This window comes from Niastella yeongjuensis (assembly GCF_900110245.1).
Lineage (GTDB): Bacteria > Bacteroidota > Bacteroidia > Chitinophagales > Chitinophagaceae > Niastella > Niastella yeongjuensis.
Map to the genome: position 1 here is coordinate 814,140 of NZ_FOCZ01000002.1, position 12,685 is coordinate 826,824.

Sequence of the window (12,685 nt, forward strand, 5' to 3'; positions counted from 1 at the left end):
TAGTTCCCAGTTCCTATTTTAATTGTTCTTAACCATTGATAATGAAACCCCATTTTGTCCACTCCTTACTTAAACGTTTACGTAATTAAATCGTCCGTTTCTGAAAACGATTCCAGCTTTTTTTATCAAGTTTGGTCTGGTTAAATAAAAACACAAAACTGATTGCTTATGCCGTTTACTTGCTACAAACGGGCCAGGATCCCTCTGCCCGTTCCCAAACTACTATTGTCCCTACTATTACTCCCATTTTTTTCTGTTGCGCAATTGAAAACGATTTCAGGTACTGTTACCGACGAAACCAATGCGCCCGTACCCGCCGTTTCCATCGTAATCAAGAACACTACTACCGGTACAAAAACGAATCCCAAAGGGCAGTTTTCAATAAGCGCGTCCGCGGGTGCCATCCTCGTATTTACTTCAACCAGTTATGAAACAGCGGAAGTGCCGGTTGATGACCGTACCGAATACAATGTTAGCCTGAAACTAAAGGTATTGAACATGACCGATGTGGTAGTGGTGGGGTATGGCCGCCAGAAAAAGGTGAACCTGGTTGGTGCCGTTGGTACCGTGAATGTAGATGAAAAGATCACCACCCGTTCTGTGCCCAACGTATCGGCCGGTTTAAGCGGACTGGTGCCGGGCCTTGCCGCTACCCAAAACTCCGGGATGGCAGGCCGCAATGGCGCTACGTTGTTGATCCGGGGTTTAGGTACGGTAAATAACAGCGGCCCGTTGGTGGTGGTAGATGGAATGCCCGATATAGACATCAATCGCATAAACGTAAACGATATTGAAACCATCTCGGTGTTGAAAGATGCTACGTCGGCATCCGTGTACGGATCAAGAGCTGCCAATGGGGTCATTCTTATAACTACCCGAACCGGAAAAGGCGGAAGAAAAACGGCCATCAATTTCAACAGCAATATGGCGGTGGAAAAACCGGTAAAGGCTTATTCATTCATGGCCGATTACCCCAGGGCGTTAACCCTGGAACAGCAGCGTGCCGCAACCAATACCCTGCCTGCCAGCCAAACCTTTAAAAATGGCACCATCGATCAGTGGATGGCACTCGGTATGATTGATCCCCTTCGCTATCCCAATACCGACTGGTGGGATATTATCATTCGCGATGGTAAATATCAGAACTATAACCTGAGCGCTTCCGGTGGCAATGATAAATCGAACTTCTTCATCTCGGTAGGCATGCGCAATGAAGCCGGTTTGCAGATCAACAATGATTACAACCAGTACAACGCCCGGTTCAATTTCGATTACAAAGTGCGAAACAATATGAACACCGGTGTAAAGTTCAACGGTAACTGGTCGAAGCTGACCTATGCGTTGGAAGATGGCTTTACCGATGCCGACCCCGCCAATACCGCCGGTGCCGATATGCAATACGCCATTGCCGGTATTTTACCTTACGACCCCACTACCGATAAGTATGGCGGGGTTATGGCTTATGGCGAAGATCCCCAGGCATACAATCCCTATACCTTATACATCAACAGCCTCAACCGGCAAACCCGGCAGGAAGCCAATGCCATGATGTATTGGGACTGGACGCCCATCAAAGGGTTAACCGGCACTGTCGATTACTCCCTCAATTACTACAACCAGTTTGCTTATAATGCCAATATGCCCAACCAGGCATTCAACTTTCAAACCGGTACTTACGGCAGCCGGGTGTATGTGGGCGCCAATGCCGGTATAAGCAATAATACCCTGAATGGTTACAAAACCATGTTGAACGGCCGCCTGAACTATCACACTACTATCGCTACTAACCACGACATCAGCGCGCTGGTAGTATATAGTGAAGAATACTGGTACGATCGTACCCAGGGCAGTTCCCGCAACGACCGCCTGTTCCCGGGATTGCATGAAGTAGATGCAGCACTCACAGGTGTGGTATCATCCAGCGGTACTTCCAACGCGGAAGGCTTGCGCTCGTACATCGGCCGGGTTAACTATGCCGCTTTTAATAAGTATTTGCTGGAAGGGAACTTCCGGGTAGATGGTTCTTCCAAATTCCTGCCCGGCCACCAGTATGGCTTCTTCCCATCCGTAGCCCTCGGCTGGCGGTTTACTGAAGAGAAATTTATCAGTAAGCTTACCGATAAATTTCTGACAAACGGAAAACTGCGTGTGTCCTATGGCGGGTTGGGTAACAACAGTGGGGTAGACAGGTACGAGCAACAGCAAACACTGGCCAATAACCTGTACATGATCAATGGCAATGTTACCCGTGGGTTTGTGAACAGCAAACTGATGAATGTGGAGCTGTCGTGGGAAAAGACAAGCGTTATGAACCTTGGTTTGGAACTGGCCTTCCTCAATAATCGGCTTACTACTGAGTTCGATTATTACGATCGCCTCACCACCGGTATGAACCGCCCGTCTGACCTGTCGGTATTTTTATCGGGTGCCTACAATGCCCCGCGAAAGAACATAGGCAACCTGCGCAACCGGGGAGTAGAAGCTACTATTAACTGGAAGGACAATATTAAAACAGTGAACTATGGCCTTACGCTGAATGCCTCGTACAACCAGACAAGACTCGAAAAATGGAACGAATACATAGGCAGAGGTTCTACCACTACCATCAATAACAACAGCTATAATATCTTTTTAGACATGCCTTATAATTTTGTGTATGCTTATGAAGCGCTTGGCATTGCACAAACCTGGGAAGATATTTATAACAATACGCCGCAAGGGGCACAACCCGGCGACATTCTGCGCAAAGATATCAATGGCGATGGCCGCATCGATGCCAATGATATGCGCGCCTATTCCAACATTGCCCGCGACCGCCCAACCACTTACGTAAACTTTAATGGCTATGCCAGCTGGAAAGGGTTTGATGTGGCCTTTATGGTTCAGGGGGCAACGGGTAGAAAAGATTTCTGGTTGAATGCGTTCAACAACGTCAACTTCAGCACATCCCGTTATGCAGCAACCTGGGACCACTGGAACCTGCCCTGGTCATGGGATAACCGCAATGGAGAATGGCCGCGCCTTGGTGGCAGCGGCAACAACCAGGCCACGGGAGCTACCGGCGCCGGGATGTCTACTTTCTGGCTGGAGGATATGAGTTACATCCGACTGAAGAATGTGCAGATTGGTTATAACATTCCCAGGAAAATAATAGGCAAGGCCGGTATCAGCAGCCTGCGCATAGCCGGCACTGCTGAAAATATAGCAACCATTACTTCTTACCGCGGATTAGACCCTGAAAAAGCTGGCAATAACAATAATATGTATCCGCTGGTTAAATCGTATGCCCTGTCTGTACAATTAGGATTATAAACTGCTGCAGTATGAAAAAAAGAAACACAACTCTATCAATAAGAATACCTGTATTAATTACCCTGGTGGGTGGTATGTTATTACAAATGGCCTGCCGGAAGGGGCTCCTTGATCAGGACCCCACCACCGAAATTCTGATATCCCAGTACTGGAAAACCGAAGCCGATGCTACGTATGCACTGATGGGGGTCTATGCTTCCATCAGGCCCTGCTTCGACCGGGACTATTATTTTGATGGCCAGGGTGAATATGTACGCGACCGCAGTGGCACCAACAGCGCCACCAACAATAACCTGCGGTTAGGCGATGCGTATAACAATGGCAATTACAATCCTACCGGTTATGGTGGTTCGTTCGATAAAATGTTCCGTTACCTGTACGGAGGGGTGAACCGCACCAATTATGTAATTGATAACGTAAGTAACATGCTGCAAACGGCAGATGCTTCCTCGGTGGCCAATCTCGAAAATATCATTGGGGAAGCCCGCCTGTTGCGCGCGCTGTGTTATTTTAAACTCATCAGCATGTGGGGCGATGTGCCCTTTCTCAGTCATACGGTAAGCAGTGATGTAGATGAAGCCAATATTGAAATTGGAGATGTGGCGCGCATGCCTATAGGCCAGGTAAAAGATTCGATCCTGTCTGACCTTACCTATGCCTATAACAAACTGCCGGCGCCTTCACCAAACGTGGCATTGGGAAGAATGGCAAAAACAGCCGCGCTGGCGTTACGGGGTAAAGTAAATCTATACTGGGGTTCCTGGAAGAAGCGGGGCTGGCCCGAACTGGAAGGGTTTACGCAGGATGTAACAGAAGCAACAGCCGCTTTTACTGCCGCTGCGGCCGATTTTAAAAGTGTATCCAACGATTTCGGCCTCACCTTATACAAAGGTGGCGAGCCGGGCGATATCGATGCCCTTGGTAAAGCAGATAAATTACCGAACTATTATTATTTGTTCACGCCCAAAGCCAATGGCGATCCGGAGAACCTGCTGTACTTCACGCATGGTGGTACCGGCACCAGTCAGGGGGAAGAGCTGATGCGCGACTTTGCCGGCCGTTCACACGAAGGATCACAATGCTGGGTAGGACCTCGTTTTGAAATAGCCGACCGTTATCAACTGCTCACAACAGGCGATTTTGCACCTAAACTGGTAGGGTTGAACCCGACCAACACGGCAGATGCCCGCACCAGAGTGAATTCGGCAGTTAATCCTGCCAGTTATGCCAACCGCGATTACCGGTGTAAATCAACCATTGAATGGGATTATGAAATGAGTGTGGGGATGGTTTCCCTGCAATCTACCGGTATGTGCCCCTTTATTTACAAAACATGGGGCACCAATGTAAACATTGGTGGCGTGAACTACATTACTTATAATACCGACGGTTCCAACTCAGGGTATGTGTTCCGCAAATTTGTTCGAAACTATGCCGGGCAGGGACGTAGTGATGGTGATTTTGCCTGGCCGGTGATCCGCCTGGCTGATGTTTATTTGATGTATGCCGAAGCTGTAAATGAAATAACCAATGGGGCGCCCACCGCAGATGCAGTTGACCTTGTGAACAGGGTACGGCACAGAGGAAACCTGCCTCCATTGAGCGCAGCAAAAACAACCGGTTACGATAATTTCTTTAATGCCATAGAACAGGAAAGAATAGTGGAGTTGATTGGCGAGGGACAACGCTCCTTTGATCTCCGCCGCTGGCGTGCTATTGAAAGCAGGTGGGTTGGTCCGGGTAATGCAGCGGGCGTATGGCGGTACGACACCTGGGGCACACAGGCGCAACGCTATTTCCAGAACACCTCTTTCCGTGAATACCAGCAGGATTATATTTTCAAGATCCCGCAATCGGAAAGAGACAGGAATCCGAATCTGACACAGAATGTGCCGTGGAGATAGGTGATCAGTTAATCAGTTGAAAAGTTAACAAGTTAAAATGATCACCTCCTCCTATTGGGCGGAAGATGGGAGGGAGGCCTGGGAGTCAAGTTGAAGAGTAGACTTCAAACCATATTTAAAAGAGAAACAAATGAAAAAACTAATCATAAGCGCACTAATAGTACTAAGCGCATTCTCATGTAGCAAAGACCATCCGATAGACGACGATGGCTTATTGATCACACCCCGGCAGGAATGTTATGTAAGCAATTTTGAATTGCTGGGGGCTGATTATTTAACCGTATTGACAAAACAGCCGGTCATTGATACCACTGCCCAAACAGTAAGTGTGATCGTACAATTTGGAACAGACCTGAAGAACCTGTTCCCACAGTTTACACTGGCTTCCGATTGTAAACTGGATCCCAGGATCGTTGGCAAGGTTGATTTTTCTGACCTGGCTAATCCTAAAGAATATACCGTGATCTCAGGCAACAGGCAGATAAGCAAAACGTATAAAGTATTAATAACTGTTCAACCGAGATAAGATGCAACAACCATATATCAAATACATTGCAATAGCCATCATCGTGCTAACAACAACCATCGGGTGCACAAAGAAAGAATACAAAATTCCCACTCCAAAAGATACGCTGCAAAACGATTGTATAAAAAGAACGCAGGGTCCTAATATAGTAGGACAAACCATTGAGTTTGCATATGCTATGGCCATCCTGGCCGAAAAAGGGAACCTGACCAATGCCAAAGTAGAAGCCACCATGGAAGGCGATGCCGGTACCTGGATGGAAAATAAATCGTACTACACCAATAACAGCGGTGTAGATGTAGGCATCTCCGTAGGCAATGCCTCCGTAACGGCTAAAAATGTTACTTCCGTTGCCTTTAATAAAGATACCAATGCAGCTACGCTGCGGTACTATTATGTAATTCCGGAAGCGGCCCGTGGACAATCCGTATCCTTTACTTTTTCCGCAGAGAGCAGCAATGGTGAAACGGTCTCTTTTAAAATGGGGCCGTATACCATTGCAAAAATGGATATGAAAAAGAACATCACCCTCACCGATGGCGGACTGATGTATCTTTCTATTGCCGACATGACAGCTTACAATGCAACCGATGCCGCAGCCAAAGCAGCCAGCATTGACCTGGTGTATCTGTACCGGAATATTACCACCAGTGCCTATAACTTTGCCCTGGTGTCGCCCGCAGCCGATGCCCAGTATTTACCCGGTGTTACCCTGCCCGGTGGCGTTACCAGAAGCACGTATGAACGCAGGGTAGTAAACCTGCAGGATTTCAACCTGGCGCAAATGCAGTATGGCATCTATATAGATGACCTGGATTTTCAACAACTGAATATGACCAACGAACCCAATTATGCCATCAACCTGAAACAGGAAGCCGGCGTATGGGTGGAAACAGCCGACCATAAATACCGGGCCTATGTTTATTTCAATACGGCCAGCACCTCCACTAAAAATGCAGTGGTTAGTATGAAGCGGTATGCGTTGTAAAGGGCAGAGGGCAGAAGGCAGAGGGCAGAGAAAAATACAGCCGCAGCGCGCACAATTTCAGAAAAACAAAAGCCGGCAATTTTTGCAGGTTGCCGGCTTTTGTTATTTACATTGACTGCTAAATGTTCGCGAGGCTATCTTTGCCTTCTGCCCTTTGCCTTCTGCCCTTTGCCCTCTGCCCTCTGCCTTTCAAAGCAACTTTTCATGAACAAACCGCACTCGAAGATTTCTCCGCCACTTTAGTCCACACACGCACCCAACTTATCGATTTTAAGATTGTCTTAGTAAGGGAACGGGATAGTTTTAAGCAAACTTTATTATGTATGCGAAACTGCTATACCCAACCCGTACTCTTATTAATGATGTGTGTAACCTGTATTACAATGGCCTGCAATAAATCCGATTCAAGTAGTGATGACCTTACCGGAAACTGGAGCGTAGCTGCCGACTTTAAAGGCGATTCAAGAAGTGAAGCCGCCACCTTTGTTATTAATGATATTGCTTATGTATTGACAGGCACCTCAAAAAACGGGGTCTATAACGATATGTATGCCTTTGATGTAACCAATAGTAACTGGACGAAAAAAGCGGCAATGCCGGCCAGCGCTGCCCGCAACAGCGCCGTGGCTTTTACCATCAATGGAAAAGGATATGTGGGTACCGGTTATCAGGGCGATATTAAAAGTGATAAGAACCTGAAAGATTTTTGGGAGTACGATCCTGCTACGGAAACCTGGACGGAAATGGACACCCTGCCCGGTGAGGCCCGCTTCGATGCCGCTTCCTTTGTGATCAATGGCAAAGCATATGTATGCGGTGGCTTTGACAATAACAAGGCATTTAATGATTGTTTTGAATTTGATCCCAGTCAACCCAAAGGATTCCAGTGGAAAGAAAAAGCCAGCTTTTCACACAAAACATATGCAGGCCTTGCCTTTACCTTGAACAACAAAGGTTATCTGGTTACGGGTACTAATAATTCTGAAGTGCAGAAGGAGCTGTACGAGTACGATGCCGATCAGAACCTGTGGACCACCAAACGCCCTTTGTATAATTTCAGCAATGATCCTTACGATGATCATTATACCTCTATTGTAAGACAAAATGGTGTGGCCTTTACGCTCGATAAATATGCTTTTATCGCATTGGGTTCCAATAGCGGATATGTGGGCAGTACCTGGGCCTACGATGCCGATGCGGATACCTGGAAAGAATATACCGGCTTTGAAGCAAAAACCCGCGATGGTGCTGTTGCCTTCACCGTAAAGAACCGGGCCTTCGTACTCACCGGCATAACCGGCACACTCTATTTAGATAATATGTTTGAATTTAATCCCTTTGCAGCTAAAGTGGATAATGATTAAAATTAATACCTGTCAGGTGCGCTTTAACGTGTTGCCATTTCAGCTGGCTGATGCGCACCTGACAGGTATTTGTCAATTACTTCGGAGCAATCACCAATTCAATAGCATCATTTGTTTTCGGCGCTGTAACCGTAAAGTTGATCCGATAAATATTATCCCCCCATTTTTCTTCCACACCTTTGTCTTCCATAGTTGTTAACGGCAGTTTTTCAACAGTGGGCTGCATTTGTTTGGCATTGTAGTGAATTACAATATCAGTAGGGCTGCCTGTTTTAGGTGTGCAGTGAATAACCAGTTCGCCTGGTTTGGTAACCTCGGCAGGGTAACAGGTCATCAGGTGTTCGGTAATACCATTGGTGTTGTTCAGTTTGAATATGTCTTTCACCACTACATTCTTACCCCGGTTCAAACGAATGGAACGCTGCCAGTTCGATGTGGCTGCCTGTTCAGGATAGGCATGCGAGATCTCCAACGACAATTCCGCAAACGACTTCCCTTTATTATAAGCAACGTTCTCTGCTTTGTATTGGGCGCCGGGTAATTGATTGGCGCCATTGATGGTGGGCGTGTTATGGTAATCGGAACAATTGTACCAGATATCATAGCGTTTGTCACTAAACGTTTTACGGGTGTAGGTACCACGGCCAACATCGATCAGCACGGGGCCGCCATTGTAATAAACAATATAATTCCCTACATCGTTGTGGTTATGGCTTTCGTCGTTATGTCCGCCCTGGGCAGCAACAAACAACCCATCGGTACTGCCGTTTTTATCACGCGCTATCATTACCTGTATGCCGGGGAACCAAACATCCGCCGGCAGAGGCAGGCTTTTGGCCGATTGCTGAAATTCATTTTGCAGGAACAGTTCAAACAGATTTCTGAAATAATGGAACCGGCCAATATGGCCATCATCGGGTTGGCGGTAGTAGGCGCCAAACTGCATCATGCTGGTATCATGTATATCTTTTCCAAAGCGGTAGATCATACTGGCCGCCATCCCGGGTTGTGGGTCGGCATCGGCGAAATCGAGCCAGTACTTTTCGCTGATCTGTGCCCGGTAAATGAAACGGGCCATGTTCTTTATCTTTTCATTTTCGAATACAAAGTTGAAGGCGTTGTTGGTGGCCATGTTCAGCATGGCAATATTGTCATATAAAGAAGCGGCGGCTGCGCCCCAATAGCCAGGGCCTTCATCACAACCCCCATCCTGCGGATAGGGATTTACAAACGCATCCAGCACGGTGAGCAGTTTGCCAACCATGGCCGTGCGTTTGGCAGCGTCTTTTTCCAGCAGCAGGGCGGCATTTAACCAGTTGGAACAGATCCAGGGGTTCCAGTTATTTGGCGGGCGCCCATTGGCTGAGGCGGCCATCCAGCCATGTGGTTTGTTCATCAGTGGTTGAAAGATGCGGTTATTGGTTTCGTAATAAATGCGCTTTCTTACCTGTGGCGAAACTGCATCCAGTTTGTCGCCCACAAAGTAATCGGCCCAGGCCAGGTAGGTAGCTGTTTCAGCGCTGAACAGGTCAACAAAAGGTTGCGATACGTCCATCAATCCGGCATTGTCTTTATTGCGGGGCAGGTGAGCCGATGCCCCCCACCAGGATTCTTCACAAATACTCCAGATGCCATTGATAATGGGATCTATAAAACGGCCTTTGTTTTCAAATACCTCCGCCAGTACCAGCGTGCCCAGTACGGCCCGCTTTTCAAAACTGATGCGTTCGTAGGCACTTCGTTCGCCGGTACGCTCGATGAGCAGGGAAGTAGTGGCCGGAATGGATGGCCATTGATAAGTAAGATAGGCATTGGCCTGTTTTATAAAGGCCAGCATGGTGGCGTCATCGACCCTGGCCCAACCGGCGCGGTCGGTAATACGGGGAAAGGGAGTCCATTTAGACTGGGAGATCAGTAATTCCTGTAATTGTTGGGTCGAATATTTTGCGCTCAACAGGTTTTGTTGGGCGGTGCTGTGCAGGAAGCAGCTGATAATGGTCAGTAATAGCATCGTTTTTTTCATATAGCAGTGGTGTTTCGTGATGGTACCTTGATAAATTTAACCCTTTAAGATGATGCATCACACAAAAACAGTTGCGCCTGCCGTATCCTTATTTACGAAAACGTTTCAGTAAATAAATCATCCGGATCTGAAAACGATTCCATCAATTTTTACCAAGTTTGACGGGCTTATGCCAATGATATTTCCGTAAACGATTGCAGTCAATGAAGACCCCGAAACAGACCAAGAAAAATTCTATCCAGGAATTAGCCAAAGCGCTGCGCCTGTCGCCGGCAACCATTTCCCGGGTATTGAACAACCACCCGCATGTACATACTACCACCCGTAACCGGGTAATGGCCTTTGTTGAAAAAACAGGGTATACCCGTAACATAATGGCCTCGGGCCTGCGAACCAACAGAACCAATGCCGTAGGGTTGATAGTGCCCCGCTTTTCCATGTTTATGCATACCGAGGTGATCACTACCATTCAGAGTGGATTACATGCCCATGGGTATAATCTTATTATTTGCCAGTCGAACGATTCCCTGGACATGGAGAAAGACCTTGCACGTACCTTGTATGCCTCCCGGGTTGATGCGGTCATTGCAGCCTGTACCTTATCAACGGCCGACTTCAGCCATTTTGATATTTTAACGGAAAACGATATTCCGGTACTGTTTTATGATCGGGTGCCGGTACAGCCCTATAATGCCTGTATTGTAAAAGGCGATGATTTCCGCGGTGGTTTTATAGCAGCGTCGCACCTGATACAATTGGGTTGTAAACGCATCTCGTATCTCTCGGGGTCGCTTACCTGTAATATTTATATAGACAGGTACGCCGGTTTTGAAAAAGCCATGATGCAACATAAGATGGCTATTCGAAAAGACTGGGTGTTTTATCAGGAGTTAACGGCCGATAATGCCCGCAAAGCCATGTACCGATTGTTTGCTAAGGCGCCCTTTCCCGATGCCATCATGGCTGCGAATGACGTAACCGCCATTGCAGTACTCGAATATGCCAAGGAGGTAGGTATAAAAATTCCTGAAGACTTACGCATCGTAGGCTATTCCAATGATCCCCGGTCGGCCATCATAACACCCTCCATTACCACCATAGAACAATTTCCTGCGAATATCGGTCAGGTAATAGTAACGGAAGTGCTAAAACGCCTGAAGGGTGATGTGGGTAGTGAAGTATTATACCCCGAACCAATTATAGTACCGGTGGAGTTGATCAGGCGGATGAGTACGTAAGCCGGCAGATCGTGAATAAGTTGATGCTGGATTTCTTTCCTGGTTAATATAGAAGAGAGTAATTTTACCGGATAATATTAACCAAAAACCTTTTTTTATGAAAATGCGCTTACTAAGCACAGTGGGCTTGTCTGCCCTTTTGCTAACGGGTATTCTCTTCACTCTCCACAGTTGTAACAAGAATCCTCAAACGATCGAAAAACACGAAGATGACAATGCAGCCCTCAAGGCCGAATTCGAAAAAAAGGGCCATGAGTTCACTGTGCGTGTGAATCAGAAATTGGAAACTTTTTATTCAAATGAGTCAGGTCAACGCCTCTCAACAGAGGTGTTGAGGCAGCGGTCGGCCCGCGCCTCAGGCAGGACCACCAGCATTATCTCTGCCTGTGACTTCATGAATGAACCGGTGGCCACTTTCAACACTTATGGCGTCTCCGTCAACTGCGCCCAGAACTTTGTGCTCACCTGGAATTACACCATCTCTACAAACAACAATCTCGTTTCCGTGAACACTGCTACCGGCGTAAAAACGAAGGGTACGGTAAAGATTACTAACAGCAGTGGTACTACCCTCTACTCTGCGAGTAAGGATGCTTACAGTATAATTGACATTGGTGCGGATGTCAGCAACCCCGGCTATGAACTTTATTCCGTCACCTTTACATCTGATCCCATCGATATTTTCAATTTTGGCGGCAGTAATACAATAAAATTGGGCGGAACGGTGGTTACGGATTGTGACGATGTTGAATCGATTCTTATCGCGGTTCAAAGCTTTAATCTGAATGGAATTAACAGCGTTTATAATAACCCGCTCCTTCGTATAGACGCAGCCTGGGTTACGCAGGTCAATCCCATACGCATATTTGGTGAAGACCCTGCCGGGTTCTGTCTTCCCTATGTTTATCCTTCTATGCAACAAGTGCAGTATTCCATTGATGGTGGTGTTACCTGGATCGGTGAGAGTGCCAATTCCACCTTACGCTATTGGCAGTCTCCTCCTGTGAGTTGGACAACACCGGTTAAGAATTTTATCAACGCTCATTTAGGCTTTGTTGATCCGGTTGGCGCTCTCCTGTTGCAGATCGATCTGCCGGCAGGCTCGTACAACGTGCTTATCAGGTATCGGAATATTGTTTACAACGGTACCCTGGCAAGCTATGGAAATATCTGGCCGCTGCCTGTCCTGTCCGGTACGGGCGCTAATTGCCAGGCTGGTCCCTGGTCAGAAATTTTGTCCTATCCGGTTACCTATTGATAAACTTAAAGAAACAAGCGGGCGCCATTCAACGGGCGCCCGTTTTTATTACGTAAATACTGACATTTACTG

General features: G+C 47.2%; 8 protein-coding genes. 7 read left to right on the forward strand and 1 reads right to left on the reverse strand.

The window, feature by feature from the left end; translation table 11 throughout:
* Window positions 1-168: 168 nt before the first annotated feature.
* The 5 genes from BMX95_RS07995 to BMX95_RS08015 all read left to right on the forward strand — a co-directional run bounded on the left by BMX95_RS07995 (window position 169) and on the right by BMX95_RS08015 (window position 8,094).
* Window positions 169-3,312, forward strand: coding sequence for a SusC/RagA family TonB-linked outer membrane protein (locus BMX95_RS07995; protein WP_081201636.1), 3,144 nt, complete (start codon window positions 169-171; stop codon window positions 3,310-3,312).
* A gap of 11 nt (window positions 3,313-3,323) precedes the next feature.
* A complete protein-coding gene (locus BMX95_RS08000; protein WP_081201638.1) occupies window positions 3,324-5,216 on the forward strand; it encodes a RagB/SusD family nutrient uptake outer membrane protein in 1,893 nt (630 codons plus the stop codon).
* 130 nt (window positions 5,217-5,346) lie between these two features.
* On the forward strand, window positions 5,347-5,742 hold the full coding sequence (locus BMX95_RS08005; RefSeq protein ID WP_081201641.1) for a DUF5018 domain-containing protein: 396 nt from the start codon (window positions 5,347-5,349) through the stop codon (window positions 5,740-5,742).
* Window position 5,743: 1 nt separating this feature from the next.
* Window positions 5,744-6,730: a DUF4466 family protein gene (locus tag BMX95_RS08010; RefSeq protein WP_081201643.1), complete on the forward strand. Its 987-nt coding sequence runs from the start codon at window positions 5,744-5,746 to the stop codon at window positions 6,728-6,730.
* A 323-nt stretch (window positions 6,731-7,053) separates the two neighbouring features.
* On the forward strand, window positions 7,054-8,094 hold the full coding sequence (locus BMX95_RS08015; protein WP_165758973.1) for a Kelch repeat-containing protein: 1,041 nt from the start codon (window positions 7,054-7,056) through the stop codon (window positions 8,092-8,094).
* Window positions 8,095-8,170: 76 nt separating this feature from the next.
* On the opposite strand, the gene BMX95_RS08020 is transcribed toward BMX95_RS08015, so the two are convergent.
* Window positions 8,171-10,117: a heparinase II/III domain-containing protein gene (locus BMX95_RS08020; RefSeq protein ID WP_242673159.1), complete on the reverse strand. Its 1,947-nt coding sequence runs from the start codon at window positions 10,115-10,117 to the stop codon at window positions 8,171-8,173.
* A 203-nt stretch (window positions 10,118-10,320) separates the two neighbouring features.
* On the opposite strand from BMX95_RS08020, the gene BMX95_RS08025 reads away from it, so the two are divergent.
* Entirely contained in the window at window positions 10,321-11,355 is a 1,035-nt protein-coding gene (locus BMX95_RS08025; protein ID WP_081201647.1) for a LacI family DNA-binding transcriptional regulator, read from the forward strand.
* A gap of 97 nt (window positions 11,356-11,452) precedes the next feature.
* A complete protein-coding gene (locus BMX95_RS08030) occupies window positions 11,453-12,613 on the forward strand; it encodes a hypothetical protein (protein ID WP_081201649.1) in 1,161 nt (386 codons plus the stop codon).
* Window positions 12,614-12,685: the final 72 nt, after the last annotated feature.